Genomic DNA, 23646 nt, shown 5'->3' with positions numbered 1-23646 from the left:
CTCTATTTATATAAAAATATATTTTAAAGTGTAGTTTATGTATAATCTTTACCATATAAACAGGGGGTTTTATGAAAAATTTTTTATTTTTATGTGCAGTTTCATTTTTAATGATATCTTGTACACCTAAAAATAGTGCTTTTAGATATTTTGATAAAGGTGATATGGAAGCAAATGCTATTAGATATACAAAAAAAGCAGATATTATTAGTAATAACGAAGTAGATATAACTTTTATAGCAACTCACTTAAATAAATTAAATCCTAGATTAGATGCAAAAGAAGATAGTTTTTTAGTTTATGTATATTTTTCTGATTTAGAAGTACAAGATATCAAAGCTAATAATTATGAAATTTTATTAAATGGAAAAGTTCCTTCTTTAATACAGAAATTAGATAAAGATGATGAAATTTATAAAAACTTGATGCTTAAAAACTTTTGGGGTACTTACTATTTAGTAAAATTTAATAATCAAGATTTAGTTTCAAAGTTGGATTTAACTTTAAAACCAAAATCTAATGATGCCACGTTAAGCTTTGAAAAATACTAGATAGTGAAATTTTATTTTCACTATTTAAGTAATTATTATAAATATAGAAGTTTGTTAAAACTTTTTTTCCATATTCTCTAGTCTCTTTATATGAAATCATTTCCATACTTAAAAATGGTTCAAATTGGTTTTTGTCTTTAAATAAACCTCTTTTTAACTGTGTTCTAGTATATCCTGCTCCACCATTATATGCATAAGCTATTAATAGTGGATTTCCATCAAATTGTTTAATTAAACTATCAAGATGAAAACTTGCATACTCTATATTTTTTTGTGGAAGAAATTGTTCATAGATATTATAATCTTCATTTAGTTTTTTTGCTATATCTTTTGATAAAAAAGGCATGATTTGCATAATTCCCATTGCTCCAGAAAATGATATTGAAGATGGAATAAATCGACTTTCTTGTCTTGCAATAGAGTATATTAAAATCTCTTTGTATATACCATATTTTTTAATTATATCTTCATATGGAGTTATAAAATATTGAACCCTAAATTTATTATATCTTTCTAGAATGAATGCTAAATGAGGTTCTGTTGAATTATCACTAAAAAGATTGTAATAATTTATCATTTTTTGTTCATCAAGATTTTTTCTACTATCTTGATTTACTTCAAGCCAAGAAAAAACATCGTAAATATCATAAGCAGTAGGTTCATTCTTTAAATCAATCTTATGAACAATATTATCAACTTTTATACCTAAAAGTTCTTTTGCATATAAAGAGTATAAATTTGCATCTAAACTTTTTGATATTTCATCTAAATATTTATTGTCTTTTGTCACTAAATATAACCAAAATAGTGCTTTATCTTTATCTTCTCGTAAATTGGCTATATTATTTGAATTTAAAAAGAAATCTTTTGCTGCTAATAAATTATTATGATTTATTGCATTTATTCCTAAAACAAATTGTAATTCAGCTGTTAAAGTTTTATTGGTGTTCAAATTATCAAAAGATTTTTGTAAAGTTTTTAAATTCTTATTGTAAATAACTGTTCTTAAAAATTTTTCAAAATCTTTATGTGAACTTATATTATTTAAAAACTCCTTATCTAATGTTTTATTTAAATATTTATTTCTAAAATTATCACTTACATCAAAAAAGACTCTTAAAAATCTATCTACATTTGAACTTTTTAATTCTTCAAAAGGATTTTGAGACACTAAAATTTGTAAATCTCTTTTTTGTGTAGGGTAGGGGTCAAGTTTTGATATAAAAAAGTTTAAATCATTTTTTGATAAATCAGAAGCTTTTTTTAATGATGCAAGTCCTAGTGCTATACATTTTGAATCAGAATTTTTAAGTTCTTCTATTGAAGCATTGTAACAAAATCTATCTTCACTTGATAATTTAGCATTAAATTTTTTCTTAAATGCTCTATCAAGTAGTGCATTTCTTCCATTTCTCATATCATAGGCTTTTTTTGCTTCTTCATAAGTTAATTCTTCATTTTCTAGGTATTGTAGAATAAAAAAATCTTTTGCTGAGGATTTTGGTTTATTTTCTAGCCAATCAATAGTTACTTTAAAATCTTTTTGCATAAAGTCTGTTTTGGGAACATTTGCAAAAAGATTTAAAGAAAAAATAAGAAAAGTTACTATTATAAAGATTTTAAACATATTTTTATAGAAGTATCTTTGAAAGGAAAGTTTCTAAGAATATTAAAGCAAAAATTAGAATAATTGGTGCTAAATCAATTCCTCCAAAAACTGTTGGAATAAATTGTCTAATTTTTGCATAAACTGGTTCAGTTAATCTATATAGCATTTGAACTATTGGATTATATGGATCTGGTCTAACCCAAGATAAAATAGCAGAGATTATAACAACCCACTTGTATAAAAAAATAATACTAAATAAAATAGTTAAAAATGAACTAATTAGTGCATCTATCATTTTACAATTTCTCCTAAATAATTTTTAATAAATGGATAAATATCTGAAATATTTGGTCCATTTTCAGCTCCAGTTAAAATATATCTTAAAGGTTTAAATAAATTTTTACCTTTTAAAGATGTTTTATCAATAACATAATTTTTTAAATCATCATAATTTTCAAAATAAGGAGCATTAATTAAACACTCTTTTATATTATTAAATTCACTTTTAAACTCTACAAGAGCTATTTTTGAAGCAAAAATAGAATCTATTTTATTCTTTATCTCTTTGATTGTACTTGCTTCTTCTAAATATAACTTTGCTAATTTCCCAATATCAGTATCAGCAAATCCTAAAATTTTTGATAATCTCATATCATCAAGTATTTCTATATGCTTTCTATTGATAAATCTTAATTTATCTATATCAAATTTTGCACTACTTTTTGAAACATTGTCTATTTTAAACCATTCTATTGCTTCTTCCAGTGTAAAAATTTCTTTTGGAGTTTTATTACCCATTAAAACTAAATAATTTGCTATTGCACTTGGTAAAAAACCTTGTTCTATTAGCCATTTTACACTACTTGCATCATCTCTTTTACTCATTTTTTTACCAGTTTGAGCATTTAAAATGATTGGTAAATGAACATATTTTATCTCTTTTGTATATCCTAAACTCTCTCTTATATGTATTTGTTTTGGAGTATTTGAAATATGGTCTTCTCCTCTTATAACCATCGATATATCCATTAACATATCGTCAACAGAACAAGCATAATTATAAGTTGGTGTTTTATCTTGTCTTAAAATAATAAAACTATCTATATCAAAAGGAGCATAATCAAAATCACCTTTTAATATATCAGTAAATTTTATATTATGTTCTGGTTTTTTTAGTCTTACTGTAAAAGGAGCATTTGTATTTAAAACTGTTTCATCATTTAAATTTTCACAAAAATTATCATATCTAAAAGGAATTCCTTTTTTTATAGATTCTTCTTTTAATTCTTCAAGTTTTTCATCACTACAAAAACATGCAAAAGCTTTTTTTTGAGTCATAAGTTGAAGAGCCATTTTTTGATGATATTTTAAATTTTCACTTTGATAAAAAAGACTTTTATATTCAATAGAAAAAAGATTTAAAATTTCTAAAATTTCTTTATCTTTTCCTTCTATATTTCGCTCTTTATCTGTATCTTCTATTCTTATAATTAGACCTTCATTTAATTGTTTCGATACAATATAATTAAAGATAGCAACTCTTAAATTCCCTATATGCATGTCACCTGTTGGACTTGGCGCAAATCTTAACAAAATTATCTCCTTACTATTGAGAATGTTAAATTATTTATCTCTTTATGAGATTTTATATATTCATTTAAATCTTCAAGTTTTAAACTCTGAATTTTTTCTAATTCAAGTTTAGGATGATCTTGATTTAAATCTCTCAAAAACAACATAAATGCTCTATTTAATCTTTGTGCTAAAGTTTCAGTTCTTAAAGGTTCACTTCCCAATAAAAAGTTTTTAGCTGCATCAAGTTCTTCTTGTGTTACACCGTTTTTTACAAATTCTTCAATCAAACTTTTTACAAGTTTTTTTGCTTCATCAGCACTTTCATTCTTTGTTTGTAAATAACCACTAAAATAAGAATAAGATTTATTTATAGATATAGTCCCATAAGCACTATATGCTAATCCTCTTTTTACTCTTATTTCTTCCATAAGTCTTGAACCAAATCCAGAACCACCTAAGATAAATGAAGCAACTTTTGCTTTGTAGTTATCTTCATCTTTAGAATCTACATTAAAAGAGCTTCCAAAATATATATATGCTTGTTCAGTATCTCTTTTTAAAGTTTGTTCTTCTTTTTTTGAATTAAACTCAACTTTTGAAGATTGTGAAGCTTCTCCTACATTTAAGCTATTTAGAACTGGTTTTATTAAAGTTTCTAGTTCTGATATAGAAAAATCACCACCTGCAACTATTATTAAATTATTTAAAATAATGTGATTATTTATAAAGTTTTTGATATCTTTCAACTCTATTTTAGAGATACTTTCTAATGTTCCACTAGATGAATTTTCTAAAGGAGTTCCCCTAAAAAGTAAGGCATTTAACTCTTTTTGTGCAATATAGTCAAAGTCATTTTCTTTTCTTTTTAAATTACCAATTTGTAAAGTTTTTATCTTATCTAAACTATTTTGAGTTATATTTGGAGATTTAAGTAAATCTTCTAAAAGCTTAACAGCTATTTTTGATTTTTCTTTTAAACTTGAAACCTCTATAACAAAAGTTTCATAACCATTTGAACTATTTATTGTTATAGCATTTTCATCTAAAATTTCAGAAAAGTCTGTAACTCCTAACTCTTTTGTTCCTTCATTTAATATTCTTGAAGATAGATTAGATAAACCAATAAGTTCTTTGTCTTGTACATAACCAGAATTTTTAAAAACTAATTGAAGATTTAAGATAGGTAGATTCTTCTGTTCTTCAAAGATTACAGGTATATTTATACCTTTTATATTAATCTCTTTTATTGTTGCACTCATTAAACTTCCTTGTAAAATAAAAAAAATATATAAAATATAGTTTAGTGTTTTCATAAAATTTTAAAATCTCTCTAAAATGTTGTACGCAGTATCTCTTTTCGCAGGAATTTCACCAATATCTTTTATAAGTCTTATCATCTCATCTTGATTCATCCTATTTGCTGCTCCTGCTGCTTTTACTACATTTTCTTCCATCATGGTACTTCCTAAATCATTTGCACCAAATTTTAGTGCCATTTGTCCAATATATGAACCTTGAGTAACCCATGAACTTTGAAAATTCTTAAAGTTATCTAAATATAATCTTGAAACAGCTAAAAGTCTTAAATATCTATTTGAAGATTGTGGTTTTATCTCTGGATGTTCTTCCATAAGTTGAGTATTATCACCTTGGAAACTCCACATAATGAAAGCTCTAAATCCATTTGTTTCATCTTGAAGTTTTCTTAAATGTTCCCAATGTTCAATTATCTCTTCATCTGTTTCAACTGTTCCAAACATCATAGTAGCTGTTGTTTTCATACCAATACTATGTGCAAGTCTATGAACTTCTAGCCATTCAGCAGTATCCATTTTTTTAGGAGCAATGATATCTCTTACTCTATCTGATAAAATTTCAGCACCTGCTCCTGGAATTGAGCTTAACCCTTTTGCTTGAAGTCTTTTTAAAACTTCTAATTTAGATATTCTTGAAACTCTTGCAATAAAGTCTATTTCTATTGCTGAAAAGCCATGAATTGTAATTTGTGGATATTTTGTATGAATATGTTCTACTAATTCTTCATAATAATCAATTTTTAAATTAGGATGAACCCCACCTTGAAATAATATTTGTGTTCCACCAATTTCTAAGAGTTCTTCTATTTTTTTATCAATCTCATCAAATTTTAGAACATATGAGTCATCATCTTTTTTGTGTCTGTAAAATGCACAAAATTTACAATCAACCCAACAAACATTTGTATAGTTTATATTTCTATCAACTATAAACGTTGTAAGTTTTTCACTATGAAACTCTGCTTTTTTTTGACTAGCTAATTCTCCTAGTTCTAGTAAAGAAGTATTTTTTATTAAAAAAAGTGCTTCTTCGTTGCTAATTCTTCTTTGTATATCAATTTCTAATTTTTTTACCATTAGAAACTTGCTCCAAATGAGAACTCAAATGATGAAGTTTCATCACCTGGTTTTTTACCAATTGGTTTAGCAAATATTAATTGAAGTGGTCCCATTGGAGATATCCACTCTAATAAAAGACCAGTTCCTGATCTTTTTATATCACTAAATGAATCTTGTCCAATCATACCATAATCATAGAATGCTCCCCATCTCATTTTTGCACTAGGAACTAAAGGGAAACTAATTTCTGCTGAATTTGCCCACATTTTTTTGTATGGATCAGTTCTTTCTCCTGTTTCATTATTTGGAAAGGCATAAGATTTATATCCTCTTAATGTTCTAGGACCTCCCAAATATAAAGAATCTCCTTGATTTATTTGACCATTATCTATTAACATTCTTGCTTGTGTTTTTAATCTTAAAACCCAATCAAGCTCTGTTAAATCTTCTAAAGAGTAAAAATATCTTAAACTTGCACTTGGTTTAATATATTTTGAATCTCCACCAATACCAGCATATTCAGCTGAAATATTTGCTCTGAAACCTTCTGTTGGGAAATAGTAGTCATTTGTATTGTCATAGTTTACATAAGGAGTAATAGAACTATTTACATAGTCTTGATTTTCAAATGGAAGCTTTCCTCTTTTTTTTATATCATCTAATGTTACTTGATTATAATCATATTTTTCATCTATAAAATCAAGACTATATTTTGCACCAACATAAGTATTTCTGATTACTTCTTTACCTAAACCAACAGAGAAACCTTTTGTTTTTATATCAGAATCATACTTAGTTCTTCTAATCTCATTATCTGTTGTATGAACTTCAACTTCTCCATTGTAATCACTATCATTTATTGCTGGATTTTTTAAACTTAACTCAAATCTACTTGATCTTTTTGATAAATCAGCACTTAATCCTAAAGCTAATCCTGAACCAAATATATTTGCATCACTTATAGATCCATTTACCATAAATTTATCATAAGAACCATATCCTCCCCCGAGCATTAAACTTCCCGTTGGAGCTTCAGTTACTTTTACTATAATGTCCATTTTATCTTCACTAATTCTTTTTTCTTCAAATTGAACATCATCAAAAAATCTTGAACGTTTAAGTTTATTTGTAGCATCTTTAATGTCTGTAAGATTATACAAATCACCAGGTGCTAAGTATACATCTCTTCTTACTACTCTATCAAGTGTTCTTGTATTTCCAGAAATTTTCACATCATTTATATATACTTGTTTACCTGGAATTACATTAAAAACAACATCTACAAGATGATTTTCTTCATTTTTCTTTAAGTCAAATCTAACTTCTGCAAAAGCATAACCTTTATCAGCTACTAAAGTTTTGATATAATCTTGGTCATCTCTTAATTTTTTTATATTAAAAGTTCTATCTTTTTTTAACTTTAGATCTTCATATATTGTATCTGGGTCAACAATAGAAGAGTCTAAAAATATTGTTATGTCATTTGTAGTATATTTTTCACCTTCTTGTATAAAAAAGTCTAATTTTGCTTGATTAGAAGCAAAATCAATATCTAAGAATGGCTCTTTAACTTCTGCATCTAAAAAACCTTTTTCAAAATATAAATCATTTATTCTTCTTGCATCATATTTTAATTGATCAATTTTAACTTCTCCATCATTTTGTCCAAACCACCAAGAAGCAAACTCTTTTTCTTTATTCGCTGTAACTTTATCAAAGTCATCTTGGCTTAAATTATCTGAACCATGATAATTTGCTTTTTTAATAATAATTTCATCCCCTTTATTTACATTAAAAGTAACTTTTAAAGAGTCTTCATTTATTGTTTCAGTTTCTACTTCAACAACAGAGTTAATATAACCTTCACTTTCAAGCATTTTTAAAAGAGTTTCTTTTGCTTCTTTTACTCTTTTTTCACTATACATAGAACCTTTATTTAGTTTTATGATTTTTTTAAGATTGTCTATGTCTTCACTTCTAGTTTTATAACCTTTTATATCAACATTTGCAATTGATGGTTTTTCTTTGAAAATAAGTTTGATATTTCCATCTTCATTTAATGCTTGGATGTCATCAAAATATCCATAGCTATAAAATTTAATTATTGCATCATTTAATTTATTCTCATCTAAATTATCTCCAGCTTTCATATTCAATGTTTCACTTAAAACTTGAGGAGAAACCTTACTTACGTTTTTATATTCAATTGATTTAATATTACTTGCACTTAAAACGCTAGCACAAGCTAAAGATAAAATAATTGTTCGATTTTTCACAAATATCCTTATTTTCAAAAATAAAACAATAATATATCTAAATATAGTTTATATAAATCTAAAGTAGTGTATAATTTCGCCTAATTTTTAATATAAGGTATTAATTTTGAATATAGGAATTATTGGATTAGGACTTATGGGTGGTTCTTTAGCTAAGGCTGTAAAAAGATATGGTATTGCTTCAAAAGTTTATGGATTTACAAATAGTGAAAAAAATAAAAAAGAGATAATGGATTTAAACTTAGTTGATGAACTTGTTGATTTAGAAACACTTAAAAAAGTTTCAGATGTGATAATATTATCAATTCCAGTAGATGCAATAATATCTATGTTTCCAAGCTTTTTAGATATTTCTGATAATACAACTATTATTGATATGGGATCAACAAAAGAGTATATTGTTAAAAATATACCTCTAGAAATAAGAAAAAATTTTATTGCAGCTCATCCTATGACAGGAACAGAAAAATCTGGTCCCAAAGCAGCAATAGACAATTTATATGAAGGGAAAACAGTAGTTTTTTGTGATCTTGAAGAAAATGCAAATATCCATGTAAATAGAGCATTTAAGATTTTTCAAGAGATAGGTATGAGAATAGTAGTTATGGATAGTAGAGATCATGATGTAAATGCTTGTTATATTTCACATTTACCACATTTAATCTCTTTTTCTTTAGCAAATACTGTTATGAGCCACCAAAATCCAAAAGAGATTATTGCTCTTGCTGCTGGTGGATTTAAAGATATGAGTCGTATTGCAAAATCAAGTCCAAGAATGTGGGGAGATATTTTTAAACAAAATAGAAAAAATATGCTTGAAAGTATTAAATCTTTTGAAGAGCAGATGAATGAAGCTAAAAAGATGATAGAAGATGAAAGATATGAAGAACTTGAAGAATGGATGAAAAAAGCAAATACTTTACATGAGATTCTTTAAATGAAACAAGTAATAGATCTTAAAATCTCAAATCATGAAATAAAAATCAAATCAATTTTATTTTCACAAGAAAATATAGATTGGGATGATGAGGGGCTAGAGCAAGGTGTTAGTTTCAAAAAAGGTTATGCTATTTTTGATCCAATTGCTGAAGGTGAATTTTTTGCAAAAATCAATATCTCTTTAAAAAATATTTATGAAAAAGATAAAAATGCCTTAAGAGCGATAGTTATACCTTTTGAAGTTGTAAGTGTTGATAATATTTATCTTTCATCTATGGAAACTATTCAAAAAGTAGATATTGATTTAGAAAAAGCAGAGTACTCTTTGTATTTTGAAGTTTGCGAGCCAGAAGATATAGATGAAGTTTACTACAACATCACATTTGTAAAAGAAAAAACAGAAGCTAGATATTTAATAGATGATATTTTTGGAGCAAAAAAAGGTGATAAACTTTTTTAGTTTATCTTTTCTATTGCCTCAAAAACTTTTATAGCTTGATAGTGTTCTTTTACATCATGACATCTTATGATTGAAGCACCATATCTTAAAGATTCAAGATGAATGGCCAAAGTTCCACTAAGTCTATCTTCTATTTTTGCAGGAGTTATCATATCTATCATAGATTTTCTACTAGCACCAATTAATAACTCATATCCAAAATGTTTAAAATGCTCCAAGTTTTTAAGAAGTTTCAAATTATGTTCTAAAGTTTTACCAAACCCAATACCTACATCTAAAACAATATCATCTATTCCAAAACTTTTAGCTTTTTCTATTCTTTCTCTAAAAAACCAATCAATTTCTGATATAACATCTTCATAATATGGATTATTTTGCATAGTTGTTTGGTCATTTTGCATATGCATAATGATTGCTTGAGCTTCATATTTTGCTATTAGACGACAAACTTCATCATTTTCTAAACCTGTTATATCATTTACGATTTTAAAACCATGATTTAAAACATACTCTATAACTTTTGGAGAATAAGAATCTATAGAAAAATCAACTTTTTCAAAATATTTATTTTTATAAATAGTTTGAACTATATCTTTTATTCTATTTAACTCTTCAGCTTCACTAACAGGTAAGCTTCCTGGTCTGCTTGAAACAGCACCAATATCTATTATTCTTGCACCATCTTGTATCATATTTTCTATTTTGTGTGAAGCTACTTTATTATCAAACCTACTATTCTTAAAAAATGAATCTTCATTTGCATTTAAAACACCCATTATTCTTGTTGTGTAGTTTTGCTCTTTTACAAAATCTTTTAATCTTTTGGCTAATTCTTTTAGCCCAAAAGGTTGAGCTAATTCTTTTTTACTTAAAATCTCAAAATGTTTAGTTGAACCTATTAGTAAAACATTTACATATTTATCTTTTGCTATTATTACTCCATTTGGAACAGCTAAATCAGCCCCAATAGATAATGCATCTTGTTTTAAAATATTCGCAGCACCAACATGTAAATTTTTTATAAAAAGTGTATGTATTTTTGCCTTTTTAGACATAATAGCTATACCACCTTTATCACAGTTAAGTTCTGATAAAAAGGATTTTGTATCATTCAATGATACTTTATAAACTATCATTTATTATGTTCTCTTTCTAAAATTGATAGAAGAAGATAAGTTAAAATATTTGATGGTTTTGAATTAAGTTCTAATAATCTAATAGATTTAAAAAATATATCTAATTCTTGTTTATTTAACTTTATATTTTCTTTATTTATTTTTAATAAAATTGACTCAACAATATTGATAGCTTCATCTTTTGTAACTCTTTGATTATTCTTTATGAAACTATATATATCTTTTAGATCTATTTTTTGTATATCTAAATTGATATCATCTTTAACTATTGATTTTTTAAGATTTTTATATGGTAATCTTGAATAAATAGTTGGAAGTAGTGAATTTTTAGATGATACAAGAATTATAAAAACTACATTTTGTGGAGGTTCTTCTAAAATCTTTAAAAGAGCATTTTGTGCCTCAATTCTAAAAGTTGCTCCACATAAAAATAGATATTTTGTATCATTTGAAGATATATAGGCTTCTTTTATAGCTTGGTTTGCTTGTGCTATTTGAAATTCATCTTTTTCTTCATTTTTAATAACTCTTGTTGAGTGAATAGGGTAGTTTGGTAATAAAAGTTCTAAACTATCTTCTATGTTATTTACTACTAATATTATAGAGTTATTAAAACTATCCAATTTTAACTCTCAACGTTTATTTCAGCAAAAAGTGATGCACTTAATGTTCTGTTATATAGTCTAAACATTTGTAGTAGTTTCATATCAAGTCCATCATCATTTGATTTAAGGTTTATTGAACCTTGTCTTTCTTCATCAAAAATCCACAAAAATGAGCTTTTTGTAATTTTTGCTAAAGTTGATCTGTTATCTTGACTTTTACCTATATACCAAAAACAATATCCATTTGGAAAAGATATTTTTAGCATATCTTGTATATTTGAAATATCATCTTCTGATTTTAATGAGTCTATTTGTTTATAAAATGAACTAAAATCATAAAATGGTAAGAATGGTCTATTTAATTTATTTGAATTTATATTTGATAAAATATAATTTAAAAACCATTCTCTTTCTTTATCTGTTATAATTAAAACAGAATAATTTTTATCTAAAATATTTGTAATATTTTTTGATACAAGTGGTGCCCATTCAAATTTTTTTTCTTCTAACCAAGGAGATATAAGTCTATCTTCCCTGATTGTATCTACTGTCCAATTAAGAAATTCCTGCACTACTATTTGTCCAATTCATAAGCATCGTGTAAAGCACGAACCGCTAACTCTGCATATTTTTCATCTATAATCATAGAAATTTTAATTTCACTCGTTGAAATAATTCTAATATTAATATTCTCATTTGCTAATGCTGTAAATGCTTTTGAAGCAACTCCAGTATTAGATTTCATACCAACTCCCACTATAGAAACTTTACAGATAGATTCATTATAATCAATATTTTTTGATTGTTCAGTAAATTTTGTCATTATTTTTTTACAAATTTCTAAATCAGTTGTAGGAATTGTAAAATCTAAATCAGTTGTTCCATCTAGGCCTCGTGTTTGAACAATTACATCAACATTTATATTTGCATCAGCAAGAGCTGTAAAAATACTACTAGCAACACCTGGTTTATCAATAACTCCATACATTCCAACTCTAATTTGATTTTTGTCTAAAGCTATTCCACTTACTATTGGTTTTTCCATTATTTCCTCTTCATTTGTGATTAGTGTACCTTCTACATCTGGTGTGAAGCTACTTCTTGATACTAAATTTACATTTAATTTTTTTGCCATTTCTACAGATCTATTTTGCAAAACTTTTGCACCTAAACTTGCAAGTTCTAACATTTCATCATAAGAAATTTTGTCTAGTTTTTTTGCTTTTGGCTCAATTCTTGGATCTGTTGTATAAATACCATCAACATCAGTATATATTTCACAAACATCAGCTTTTATAGCTCCTGCAATAGCAACAGCAGATAAATCACTTCCTCCACGACCCAAAGTTGTTACTCTTGAACCATCTAATGTTACACCTTGAAAACCTGCAACTATGATAGTATTTCCTTCATTTAAGGCTTTTTTCATCTTTGTTGTATCAATTTGCTCAATTCTAGCCTTTGTATGACAAGAGTCTGTTAAAATTCCAGCTTCTCTTCCTGACATAGACATAGTTTTATATCCCATTTCATTTAAAGCAATAGAAAGTAGTGCAGATGTTACTCTTTCTCCAGAACTTAATAACATATCCATCTCTTTTGGTTCAGGAGTCTTTGTATAATATTGAGCATACTCAATAAGTTTATTTGTTTCACCACTCATCGCTGAAACAATAGCTATAACATCATGTCCTTCATCTTTTATCTTTTTAATGATATTTGCAACATTTTGAATTCTATCAAGTGTTCCTACACTTGTTCCACCAAACTTCAACACTTTTAACATCTGTTTTTCTTTCCTTTTTTAAATATATCCCTCTTGTTTAAAGTGTTTTAAAACTTGTTTATAAACAGTTCTTTTAAAAAAAGTTATATATTCATAAATATCTTTTGTAGGCACAAATTTATATTCGCTAAATTCAGGTATTTCTGTATTTATATTGATTTTAGCACCTTTTTTTAGTTTTACTAAATAATATTTTTGCTTTTGTCCATCATATGGATACATTTTTTGAGCAATAGTTGGTGGAAATTCGTAAGATACCCAGTTTGGATACTCTGCTATAATTTCCACCTCTTTTGTTCCTATTTCTTCTTCAAGTTCACGAAATAGAGCTTCTTTTGTAGATTCACCTTCGTCAATTCCACCTTGTGGGAATTGCCAAGCATTATCAATATCTACTCTTGATGCTATAAAAATCTCACATTTTGCTGGATATTTTGCTGATAATATAATAGCTGCAACATTTGGTCTAAAATTTTTTTTCTCTTTTTTAATATCTTCTTTATCAGTCATAAATATAATTTTCCTTATAATTAGCTCGATATTTTATAAAATATAGGATTAAAAATTGCTTTTATATATACATATTCCTTTTTGTGATAGTAAGTGCTTTTATTGTGCTTTTAACTCATATACAACAAAAAACAAACTTAAAGAAAACTATATTAATGCCTTAAAAATACAATTACAAGAGAATATTTTAAAGCATTTAAAAACATCAAACAAACTTCTAGAAACTATATTTATAGGTGGTGGAACTCCATCAACAATAGATGCTTCTTTTTATAAAGATATTTTTGATATGCTAAAACCATATTTTTCAAAAGATATAGAGATAACTTCTGAAGCCAATCCCAATAGTGCAACTTTTGAGTGGCAAAAGCAAATGTTTGATTTAGGAGTAAATCGTATAAGTTTTGGTACACAAAGTTTTAATGATGAAAAGTTAAAATTTTTAGGTAGAAATCATAGCCAAAATAGTGCTATAAAAGCTATACAAAATGCAAAATGTATAGGATTTAATAGTATTAATTGTGATATTATTTATGGTGTTTTAGGAGATGATTTTGAGCTTTTAAAAAAGGATTTTGATACTATTTTAGAGTTAGGAATTGAACATATTAGTGCATATTCTTTGATAATAGAAGAGGGTACAAAATTTCATTTAAGTGAAAAATCTTTAAATAAAACTAAAAAAAGTCTAAAAATAGATGATGAAGATTTATCATATAAGCTTTTTGATTATATAAAACATATTGGCTTTGAACAATATGAGATAGCAAACTTCTCTAAAAATAATAAGTTTCAATCAAAACATAATTTTGGATATTGGGAACATAAAGAGTATTTAGGAGTTGGAGCAGGAGCTGTTGCATATATAAATAAAAAACGAGAATATAGTCAAAAAAGTGTAGAAGAATATATTAAAAATCCTCTTTTAATAGATACAGAAGAGTTAGATGATGAAGATATAAAGAGTGAAAAAGTTTTACTTGGATTTAGAAGTAAAGTTGGAGTTGATATAGATATTTTTAATTCTAATGAATTAAAGAAAATTGATGATTTATTAGAAATAGACAAGATTTGTATATTAGAAAATAGGGTTTATAATAATAATTTCTTATTGGCTGATGAAGTTTCTTTATATATTTTAGATTAAAAAAGGTATTAAATGACAATAAAAGATTGTGTTAAAAAGTTTTCAAGTGAACTAAAATTGATTACACATATTCCAGCAAAAGAGATAGAAATATTAATAATGTATCTTTTAGAAAAAAACTCTATATGGTTACATCTAAACTATAATAGTGAGTTTGAAAAAGAAAGAGAATTAGAAAAATTAGTTAAAAAAAGAGCTACAAATTATCCCTTGGAGTATATTATAGGGAAAGCTTCATTTTATGGTGAACAGTTTATTGTTGAAGATGGAGTTTTGATTCCTCGCCCAGAAACAGAAATTTTAGTAGATAAAGCAAAAGAAATTTTAGAAAATGAATCTAAATCTATAAAAATATTAGAAATTGGAACAGGAAGTGGGATAATTTCTATAATGTTAGCTTTACTTATTAAAAATATTGAAATAATTGCAGTGGATATAAATCCTAAAGCTTTAGAGTTAGCAAAAAAGAATGCTGAAAAATTTGGAGTTATTGAAAAAATAGATTTTAGACTTAGTAATTTATATGAAAATGTACATGAAGATGATATTTTTATGGTTATTTCAAATCCTCCATATATTGCAAATGATTATAAGCTACCTTATAATGTAAAATTTGAGCCATCAAATGCTCTTTTTGGTGGAGTTATTGGAGATGAACTTTTGAAAAGTATTATAAAAGATAGTAGTAATAGAAAAATACAATATCTTCTTTGTGAAATGGGATATGATCAAAAAAATAGTTTAGAAGAATATTTTAAAGAGTTTAATGTAGAATTTCATAATTTTTATAAAGATTATGAAAGTTTTGATAGAGGATTTACTCTAAAATTTAAGATTTAAAAAGGATTTATTTATGTTTAAAGAATTTAATTTAGAAAATTTAGAAGACTCAAGTAGAGTTTTAGAAGATTTATTAAATAGTAGTAGAAAAAAAGTTCAACAGCTTTTAAAAATTGAAGAGAAAACTTATAAAAATTTTGTTTTACCATTTCAAGAAATAGGGGAGAGTATTAATGAATTTATTACTCCTATTTTTCATATTGATTCAGTTAAGAATTCAGAAATAACTTCTAGAGTATATGAAAAATGCCTTCCTATTATATCAAAATATGAAAGTGAGATAAGTCAAAATGAAAATATTTACTTATCTTTAAAAGGTATACAATCTAATGAAAATAGTACTTTAAATGATATACAAAATAAAGTATTAGAAAATGAGATAAGAGACTTTGAATTGTCTGGTTGTAACTTAGAAAATAATAAAAAGAAAAGACTTGAAGATATTGATTTAACTTTAAGTGAATTAGCCCATAAATTTTCTCAAAATCTTTTAAAAGCTACAAATAGTTATGAATTAATTATAGAAGATTTTGAAGATGTAAAAGAGATACCTCAATCAGATTTAGAATTAGCAAAATTTGAAGAGAATGGAAAAATAAAATATAAATTTACACTTCAAATGCCATCGTATCTGGCTTATATGACTTATGGGAGTAATAGAGAAAAGAGAGAACAGTTATACAGAGCTTATACAACACGAGCATCCGAAAATGGAAAAATAATAGAAGAACTACTATTATTAAAAGATGAAAAAGCAAAAATATTAGGTTTTTCAAATTATGCTCAATATTCTTTAGCAACAAAAATGGCAAAAACTGAAGAAGAAGTAGTAAATTTTTTAATAGAACTTGGGAATAAAGCAAAACCAAAAGCAATAAAAGAGTTTGAAGAAGTTAAGGAACTGGCTTTAAAGGATGGTATTATAGATTTTAAACCTTTTGATACTAGCTATTATAGTGAAAAATTAAAAAAGGCTCAATATGATTTAGATGAAGAGTACTATAGACCATATTTTGAGCAGAATTCTGTTTTAAAAGGATTTTTTGATTTTTTAGAAGCTATGTTTGGAGTAAAATTTACAAAAACACACGAAAAAGCTTGGGATGAGAAAGTACAAGTTTATAATTTGAGTGAAAATGGTAAAGTAAGTGCTAGGATTTATATAGATTTAGAGTCAAGAAAGGATAAAAGAGGTGGGGCCTGGATGAATAACTGGCACTCATATTTTAAAAATTCTAATGGAAATATAAATCTTCCAACAGCATACATAGTAGGAAATTTCCCTCAATCTACAACAGAGATACCATCTTTACTAAGACATTCTGATGTTGTAACACTTTTTCATGAAATGGGACATGCTTTACATCATTTATTAAGTAAAGTTGAAGAGCCATTTGTAAGTGGTATTTCTGGTGTTACTTGGGATACTGTTGAATTTCCATCACAATTTTTAGAGTATTTTTCTTATGATAAAGATGTTTTAAAACTATTTGCAAAACATTATCAAACTGGAGAAGTTTTAAATGATGAAGCAATAAACAAGATAATAAAAGCAAAAAATTTCCAATCATCTATGGCAACGATTAGACAAATAGAATTCGCTTTGTTTGATTTTAAACTACATCAAAAGCTATACAAAAATGAAGATGAAGTTCAAAATTTACTTGATAATATAAGAGAAGAGTTTGCAGTTCTTATTCCACCAAAATATAATAAATTTCAAAATGGATTTTCACATATTTTTGCTGGTGGATATAGTGCAGGATATTATTCATATAAGTGGGCAGAAGTTTTGAGTGCAGATGCATTTTATATGTTTATTGAATCTGGAAATATCTTTAATAAAGAGTTAGGTATTAAATACAAAGATTGTATTTTAAGTAAAGGTGGATCATACAATATGGATAAGTTATTCTTTGATTTTGCCAAAAGAGAACCAAAAGTTGAATCTTTATTAAAAATTGATGGAATTATTAGCTAAAATTTGTAATAATACGATTTTAATATATAACTAATAAGGATTTAATAACTATGACAAATGCAGAAACAATTTCAAAATTAAATAACGCTTTAAGTAGCTTAATAAAAGCATATGAAGAACTTCAAGGAGAGAATGAGGGGTTAAAGACTAGAATAAATGAATTAGAAGAAGATGTATTTAATTTGGAATTAGAAAAAGAAGATTTAGAAAAAAGTGTTAATGAGTTTAAAAATCATACAGAAGAAGATAAAACGCATATTTCAACTATGCTTGGACAAATTGAATCTATTTTAAATAAGAGTAGTGTTAATATACAAAACAATATAACAAAAGACACTAATAACAGTACTACTTCATCTTCATCTAATAGTGATGATACAGAATCAAATTTACAATCTGTAGATAATCTTTTAGGACTTTCATATAATGAAATAAAAGAAGAACATAAAGAAGATAAAAATGAAGAACCAAATATCTTAAATACCTTTAATTATAAAGAGCAGAAAGAAATACCTAAAGATAATGAAAAAAAAGAATTAGAAGAAGATAATACAAAAGTAGATTTGAATGATCCTAGATTAAGTTCTTTATTAGGAATAAAGCAATAAAGATGAGTATCCAATGATATTTTGTATAGATAAAAGTTCTATTTTAAATTTTTTTGGAGTTGAAAACTTTAGTTGTTTAGAAAGTATTATTGATAGTATGTCTCCATCTTTAGTTGAGTATCATTTGGCTAATTTTTGTAGTAATAGTGATGATACAATATATTTTAATAAACGAGATATTGAGAATAGTTTTTCTATTGGAGAGTATAGTATATATTTAGATTATAATGAAAATATATATTTGGAAATTGAAGAGTCAAATTTAGATAATTTGACTCAATCTTTTTGGTGAAAATTTAAAAAATCTCCGTAGTTTTTTTGAGCCTTTCTTTATCAAAATGAGTATAAATTCTACTTGTGTTTATATCAGCATGTCCTAAAGCTTCTTGAACAAGTATTAAATCATGATGCTTTGAGTAAAGTAGTGTAGCAAAAGAGTGCCGTAACATATGAGCTCCATTTTTTTCTTTTCTTATGCCTGCACTTATTAATATGTTTTCAACAATTCGACTAACATAAGCTTGAGTTAATCTATCACCTTTTTGATTACAAACCAAAATATCACTATTACAAACTCTTTGATTTAGCCAATTTTGTAAATCATTTTCTATAATCTCTTTTTTTATCATTACAACTCTTGGTTTATTCCCTTTTCCTCGAATTTGTAACATATAAACATCTTTTTCATTGAAAATATCTTTTATTTTTATATTTAGCATTTCACTAACACGAATACCTGTATAAAGAATTGTTTTAATAATAAGCCTATTTCTATAAGCTGTACTATCTGTAAACTCAAAACTATCAATAGCTTCTAAAAATCTATCAATCTCATCTTTATTCATAAAAGAGGGGAGTTTTGTACCACTTTTTCCAGATAATCCACCCCAATTTTTTAACTCTATTTTAAACAAATATGAGCTTCCATCTTTATTTTCATTTTGTTTATCTATATATGAAAATAAAGATAGTAGGGCAATTCTATGATTTTTCTTTGAGGCATCAGATAAAGAGCTAGTTTCACTAGCTAAAAAGTCACTAAGTAACTCTTCATCAATTTCTTTCATAGAAGCTAAACCTAAGCTTGTAGTATATTTGTATAGTTTTAAAAGAGGATTAAAGTATGTGTTTATACCACTTAAACCAATATTTCTTGCTTCTTTTACTAAAACTTCTAATTCTTCTATAGATTTTGTTCCTTTAACTAAATTCTGAATAATTGAAGCTAATTTATCTTTATTGGAAACTTGTCGGTTTGATAAACTTGTGAGTTTATTTCTTACAAATCTTTCTATCCAAAATAATATAGTATCGTCAAAACAGTTTTTAAAATCTAATTCGTATCTCATATAAAACCTTTATAATTAGTAAAATTTATAAAAAAGAGTATATCAAAAGATATATTAATATCAGTTTGAAAATTATAGTTTTCAATACTAAATAATATTTTTATATAATATTATTCTTGAATTGTTTTTAAGGTAAAAAGAACGCAAACAATCCAAGAATTGGTAAATAAGAACAAACTTTATATATAGTTACAACACCATAAATATCTATAAAATATCCCAAAACAGCTGAAGCAATTCCAGCTAATCCAAAAGCAATTCCAAAGAATAATCCTGAAATAGTACCTACTTTTCCAGGAATAAGTTCTTGCGCATAAACTATAATAGCTGGGAATGCTGAAGCTAACATAAATCCAATAATTGCTAAAAATACAATTGAAGTTTCAATATTTACATAAGGTAAAGCTAAAGTAAATGGAATTATTCCAAAAATTGAAGCAAAGATTATAGATTTTCTTCCAAATTTATCTCCTAACGGTCCTCCCATTATTGTACCAATAGCAACAGATATTAAGAAGTAGAAAAGATGATATTGAGCCATTTCTTCGCTAATTTGATATTGATGAGTTAAATAAAACATTAAATAATTACTTATTCCTGACATATAAACAAATTTAGAAAATATTAAAATAAGTAAAATACCTAGAATAAGCCCTATTTTTTGTTTTGAGAAATTGGATTTTTTAATTGTACTCTTATTTTGATTATTTATGTGATATTTTTTATACCAAGAACCAATATAAATAGCAATCGGAATAGAAAATAAAGCTAATAAAGATATATAAAATATTGTATGTTGTCCATTTGGTAAAATTAGCCAAACAGCTATTAAAGGACCTACCGCACTTCCAAAATTCCCACCTATTTGAAAAATAGATTGTGCCAATCCGTATTTTTCTTTAGAAGCTGATAATCTAGCTATTCTTGAAGCTTCTGGATGGAAAATTGATGAACCTATACCTATTAAAACTGCTGAAAATAGTATCCAATAGTAGTTTGTTGCAAAAGCTAAAGAAACTAATCCTATAAAAGTACAAAACATAGCAATTGCAATAGAATAAGGTTTGTCTTTTCTATCCGTATATAAGCCAACCATAGGTTGTAGTATTGATGCTGAAAGTTGGTAAACAAAAGTTATTAAACCAATTTGAGCAAAAGTAAGTGAAAAGTCATTTTTTAGCATAGGATAAACTGCAATCATAATAGATTGCATAGAATCATTTATAAAATGCCCAAAACTAATTAAGCTTAGTATTTTTAATTTTCTATCTTTATTCAATTATCTAACTTTCCCTCTAGAAAAGGCTATGATATAATCAGAAATTTCATTTAAATGAACTATTTCTTTTACTGCTCCTGCTTGTATTGCTTTCATTGGCATTCCAAATACAACACAACTTTCTTCATTTTGTGCAATTGTATATGCACCATTATTAAACAATTCTTTCATAGCTATAGTTCCATCATCTCCCATTCCTGTCATCATAACAGCCATAGCAGAACCCCCTACACTATTATTTACTGATCTAAATAATACATCAACACTTGGTTTATGCTGACTTACTTTTTTTGCATCTAAAAGTTTTGTAAAAAGCTCATTTCCAATTTTTTCTATAGTTAAATGCATATTTCCTGGTGCTAAATAAGCATGACCTCTTTGTAAAAGCATACCATCTTTTGCCTCGCAAACATTGACTTCTGAATAATCATTTAGTCTTTGTGCAAAAGAGTTTGAAAATCCATAAGGTATATGTTGTGTTATAACAATTGGTGGTAAATCTGAAGGTAATTTACTAAATACTTTTAATAAAGATTCTACTCCACCTGTTGAAGATCCAATAGCTATTACTTTTTGTCCACCAAAAGTTGCAGCACGAAGAGGTATTACTTCATCTGGATGAACTTTATATTCAACATTTTGATTTTGAATATAACCCTTCTTTTGAGGAGATGGTTTTTTTATAGTATATCTTTTTAATAAAAATGTTAAATTAAGTAAATTATCTTTTATTCTAGAGTTAAAAGAGCTCATAGATTCACCATTTTCTGGTTTTGGAATAAAACCAACAGCTCCATCATCAAAGATATCACTTCCTCTTACATTCTCACCTGAAATTACAACAGCTGGCATAGGATGAAGTCTCATTAGATTTCTTAAGAATGTAACTCCATCCATTTTAGGCATATTAATATCTATTGTCACCAAATCAGGCTCATAAGCTTTTATCTTTTCTCGTGCTTCATAGGCATCATTTGCTACATCTACAACTTCAAATTCATCAATAGAGTTAATCATATCTTTTAAAATTCTTCTCATTGATGGAGAATCATCAATTATCAATACAGTATACATAGTTTATTTTATCCTATAAAATATATTATTAGAAAAGTTCAATTTCCATTTCTTGTTCAAATTTATTTTTATCTTTACCGAAAAGTTCAACTCCACCTGTATATTCTTTAATAACTGGAGCTTTTCTAATTTCAATTTGTAACGATTTTTCAGTTGATAAGATTTTATTATCTGTTTCAGATTTTTGAGTTACTTTAATAAAAGTTTCAAAATCATTTGCAAGTAATATTAATCTTCCATGTTCTCCCCTAGTATGTTCAGAAATTACTCTAAACCCCTCTTTTCTACAAAATTCTTTAGCAAAATTAACATTTCTTTCACCTATAGAATTACTAAGATTTAAATTCATAATATCAGCACCACCAGATATTTTTGCAACAATATCTGATTTTGAACAACCCATTTTATACATTTCATTTAACATAGCTTCAACAGAATATAATCCATATTTCATATCATTTGAACTGTCATTAGTATCAGGTAATAAAAAATGGTTCATACTTTTTATTCTTTTTTTTCTATCATAGAACATTAAAGCTACACAAGAACCTAAAAGAGTTTTTAATGCAATTTCATCATCATCTGATACAACAGCAAATTCTCCTCCTAAAACTGTATATGTATAGAATCCTTTAGTCTTTTGAGTTATCTTTGAAGAAGAAATTTTTTCAATATTACCATCTTTTCTACCTATAGTTATCATATTAGGTCTTTCTCTTTTACAAAGATATTCTGACCTACTCTTCTCACATAATGAATTAGATCTTGTGGATTTTCAGAATGACCTAAGTATAGAGTTCCACCTATTTTTAAATACTTAAAAAGCTTTTTTAAAATTGTATTTTGATCTTCAACAGAAAAATATATTAAAACATTCCTACAAAAAATTACATCAAATTGGTTATTTGAAAATGGATAACTATCATCATTTAAATTCATGATATGGAAAGTTATCATCTTTTTTAACTCATCTTTTACTTTTATTAAGATTTCATCTCCAGTAAGGCTTTTTTGAACTCTTTTTTTAAAATATTTTTGAGGTCTTATCCAAAAAGGAAATTCCTTTGAAGATTTTGAATATCTATATATTCCATCTGCTGCATATTGTAAAACATTTGTATCTATATCTGTCGCTGTTATTGCAGCTTGAATATTTGAACTTAATTCTTCATTTGCTTCTATAATAGTCATAGCAATAGAATATGGTTCTTCACCAGTTGATGAAGCTGAACACCAAATAGAAATTTTTTGCCCATTTTTACTTAATTCTGGTAAAACTCTATCTTTTAAATCAATAAAATGAAAATCTTCTCTAAAAAAATGTGTTTTATTTGTTGTAAATGAGTTTATAAACTCTGTAACATTTCGTCCTTGCTCAATTGACTCAAGCAATTCCATAATATCACCATAATAATTACAATTTCTTCTTAATTTTTCTATTCTATTTGAAATCATAATATCTTTATTCTCTGTAAGAGTAATTCCTGTTAGAGAATAAAGAAGTTTTTTTATTTTATTATGAACATCTTCTGTTGTGTATGGCATT

General features: G+C 26.2%; 24 protein-coding genes. 8 read left to right on the top strand and 16 right to left on the bottom strand.

Annotation, left to right across the window (positions count from 1 at the left end):
• The first annotated feature begins 71 nt into the window (after window positions 1-71).
• Entirely contained in the window at window positions 72-551 is a 480-nt protein-coding gene (locus tag ALANTH_RS06590; protein WP_026807829.1) for a hypothetical protein, read from the top strand.
• Here ALANTH_RS06590 and ALANTH_RS06585 read toward each other — a convergent pair.
• The 6 genes from ALANTH_RS06585 to bamA form a co-directional block, all read right to left on the bottom strand.
• Window positions 517-2100 carry a lytic transglycosylase domain-containing protein gene (locus tag ALANTH_RS06585; RefSeq protein ID WP_172658506.1) on the bottom strand — a complete coding sequence of 528 codons (1584 nt, stop codon included), beginning with the start codon at window positions 2098-2100 and terminating at the stop codon, window positions 517-519. The genes ALANTH_RS06590 and ALANTH_RS06585 overlap by 35 nt on opposite strands.
• Window positions 2101-2182: 82 nt before the next feature.
• The gene (locus ALANTH_RS06580) at window positions 2183-2455 is read right to left on the bottom strand and encodes a YggT family protein (RefSeq protein ID WP_026804421.1); all 273 of its coding nucleotides are present in this window, start codon (window positions 2453-2455) and stop codon (window positions 2183-2185) included.
• Window positions 2452-3753 (bottom strand): glutamate--tRNA ligase, encoded by a 1302-nt coding sequence (gene gltX / locus ALANTH_RS06575; protein ID WP_026807827.1) that lies wholly within the window; start codon window positions 3751-3753, stop codon window positions 2452-2454. Before gltX ends, ALANTH_RS06580 begins: the two co-directional genes overlap by 4 nt.
• Before the next feature lie 2 nt (window positions 3754-3755).
• On the bottom strand, window positions 3756-4994 hold the full coding sequence (locus ALANTH_RS06570; RefSeq protein WP_029888332.1) for a M16 family metallopeptidase: 1239 nt from the start codon (window positions 4992-4994) through the stop codon (window positions 3756-3758).
• A gap of 60 nt (window positions 4995-5054) precedes the next feature.
• Window positions 5055-6128: a dehypoxanthine futalosine cyclase gene (locus ALANTH_RS06565; RefSeq protein ID WP_026807825.1), complete on the bottom strand. Its 1074-nt coding sequence runs from the start codon at window positions 6126-6128 to the stop codon at window positions 5055-5057.
• A complete protein-coding gene (bamA, locus tag ALANTH_RS06560) occupies window positions 6128-8386 on the bottom strand; it encodes an outer membrane protein assembly factor BamA (RefSeq protein WP_026807824.1) in 2259 nt (752 codons plus the stop codon). Before bamA ends, ALANTH_RS06565 begins: the two co-directional genes overlap by 1 nt.
• Before the next feature lie 106 nt (window positions 8387-8492).
• Between bamA and ALANTH_RS06555 the strand changes: the two genes are divergently transcribed.
• Together ALANTH_RS06555 and comJ are read left to right on the top strand one after the other, a co-directional pair.
• Complete coding sequence (locus ALANTH_RS06555) at window positions 8493-9323, top strand: prephenate dehydrogenase (protein WP_026804416.1); 831 nt, start codon at window positions 8493-8495, stop codon at window positions 9321-9323.
• A complete protein-coding gene (gene comJ / locus ALANTH_RS06550; protein WP_026807823.1) occupies window positions 9324-9785 on the top strand; it encodes a competence protein ComJ in 462 nt (153 codons plus the stop codon).
• On the opposite strand, the gene folP is transcribed toward comJ, so the two are convergent.
• Genes folP through ALANTH_RS06525 form a run of 5 tightly spaced genes read right to left on the bottom strand, consistent with a single transcriptional unit; the run spans window position 9782 to window position 13822 of the window.
• A complete protein-coding gene (folP, locus tag ALANTH_RS06545) occupies window positions 9782-10921 on the bottom strand; it encodes a dihydropteroate synthase (protein WP_026807822.1) in 1140 nt (379 codons plus the stop codon). The genes comJ and folP overlap by 4 nt on opposite strands.
• On the bottom strand, window positions 10918-11544 hold the full coding sequence (locus ALANTH_RS06540; RefSeq protein ID WP_051488734.1) for a DNA polymerase III subunit delta': 627 nt from the start codon (window positions 11542-11544) through the stop codon (window positions 10918-10920). Before ALANTH_RS06540 ends, folP begins: the two co-directional genes overlap by 4 nt.
• Window positions 11545-11546: 2 nt before the next feature.
• Window positions 11547-12098 (bottom strand): HobA family DNA replication regulator, encoded by a 552-nt coding sequence (locus ALANTH_RS06535; protein WP_026804412.1) that lies wholly within the window; start codon window positions 12096-12098, stop codon window positions 11547-11549.
• A 2-nt stretch (window positions 12099-12100) separates the two neighbouring features.
• The gene (locus ALANTH_RS06530) at window positions 12101-13312 is read right to left on the bottom strand and encodes an aspartate kinase (RefSeq protein WP_026804411.1); all 1212 of its coding nucleotides are present in this window, start codon (window positions 13310-13312) and stop codon (window positions 12101-12103) included.
• A gap of 18 nt (window positions 13313-13330) precedes the next feature.
• Window positions 13331-13822, bottom strand: coding sequence for an RNA pyrophosphohydrolase (locus ALANTH_RS06525; RefSeq protein WP_029888331.1), 492 nt, complete (start codon window positions 13820-13822; stop codon window positions 13331-13333).
• A 55-nt stretch (window positions 13823-13877) separates the two neighbouring features.
• On the opposite strand from ALANTH_RS06525, the gene hemW reads away from it, so the two are divergent.
• Genes hemW through ALANTH_RS06500 form a run of 5 tightly spaced genes read left to right on the top strand, consistent with a single transcriptional unit; the run spans window position 13878 to window position 18690 of the window.
• Window positions 13878-14969, top strand: coding sequence for a radical SAM family heme chaperone HemW (gene hemW / locus ALANTH_RS06520; protein ID WP_026807821.1), 1092 nt, complete (start codon window positions 13878-13880; stop codon window positions 14967-14969).
• 12 nt (window positions 14970-14981) lie between these two features.
• On the top strand, window positions 14982-15809 hold the full coding sequence (prmC, locus tag ALANTH_RS06515; RefSeq protein WP_026807820.1) for a peptide chain release factor N(5)-glutamine methyltransferase: 828 nt from the start codon (window positions 14982-14984) through the stop codon (window positions 15807-15809).
• Between the two features lie 13 nt (window positions 15810-15822).
• Window positions 15823-17790, top strand: coding sequence for a M3 family metallopeptidase (locus ALANTH_RS06510; protein WP_026807819.1), 1968 nt, complete (start codon window positions 15823-15825; stop codon window positions 17788-17790).
• 50 nt (window positions 17791-17840) lie between these two features.
• Window positions 17841-18398 carry a hypothetical protein gene (locus ALANTH_RS06505; protein WP_026804406.1) on the top strand — a complete coding sequence of 186 codons (558 nt, stop codon included), beginning with the start codon at window positions 17841-17843 and terminating at the stop codon, window positions 18396-18398.
• Window positions 18399-18411: 13 nt separating this feature from the next.
• Entirely contained in the window at window positions 18412-18690 is a 279-nt protein-coding gene (locus tag ALANTH_RS06500; protein WP_026804405.1) for a hypothetical protein, read from the top strand.
• Window positions 18691-18694: 4 nt separating this feature from the next.
• Here ALANTH_RS06500 and ALANTH_RS06495 read toward each other — a convergent pair whose 3' ends face one another.
• The 5 genes from ALANTH_RS06495 to ALANTH_RS06475 all read right to left on the bottom strand — a co-directional run bounded on the left by ALANTH_RS06495 (window position 18695) and on the right by ALANTH_RS06475 (window position 23645).
• On the bottom strand, window positions 18695-19747 hold the full coding sequence (locus tag ALANTH_RS06495; protein ID WP_026807818.1) for a tyrosine-type recombinase/integrase: 1053 nt from the start codon (window positions 19745-19747) through the stop codon (window positions 18695-18697).
• A gap of 127 nt (window positions 19748-19874) precedes the next feature.
• Window positions 19875-21026, bottom strand: coding sequence for an MFS transporter (locus ALANTH_RS06490; protein WP_026804403.1), 1152 nt, complete (start codon window positions 21024-21026; stop codon window positions 19875-19877).
• Window positions 21027-22100, bottom strand: a complete 1074-nt coding sequence (locus tag ALANTH_RS06485; RefSeq protein ID WP_026807817.1) for a protein-glutamate methylesterase/protein-glutamine glutaminase — start codon at window positions 22098-22100, stop codon at window positions 21027-21029.
• Between the two features lie 28 nt (window positions 22101-22128).
• Window positions 22129-22803 (bottom strand): chemotaxis protein CheD, encoded by a 675-nt coding sequence (locus ALANTH_RS06480; RefSeq protein ID WP_026804401.1) that lies wholly within the window; start codon window positions 22801-22803, stop codon window positions 22129-22131.
• Window positions 22800-23645 (bottom strand): CheR family methyltransferase, encoded by an 846-nt coding sequence (locus ALANTH_RS06475; RefSeq protein WP_026804400.1) that lies wholly within the window; start codon window positions 23643-23645, stop codon window positions 22800-22802. Before ALANTH_RS06475 ends, ALANTH_RS06480 begins: the two co-directional genes overlap by 4 nt.
• Window position 23646 lies beyond the last annotated feature (1 nt).

The organism is Aliarcobacter lanthieri (genome assembly GCF_013201625.1).
GTDB classification, from domain to species: domain Bacteria; phylum Campylobacterota; class Campylobacteria; order Campylobacterales; family Arcobacteraceae; genus Aliarcobacter; species Aliarcobacter lanthieri.
The sequence above is the reverse complement of the archived record's forward strand: the minus strand, read 5'-3'. Positions and strand labels throughout refer to the sequence as shown.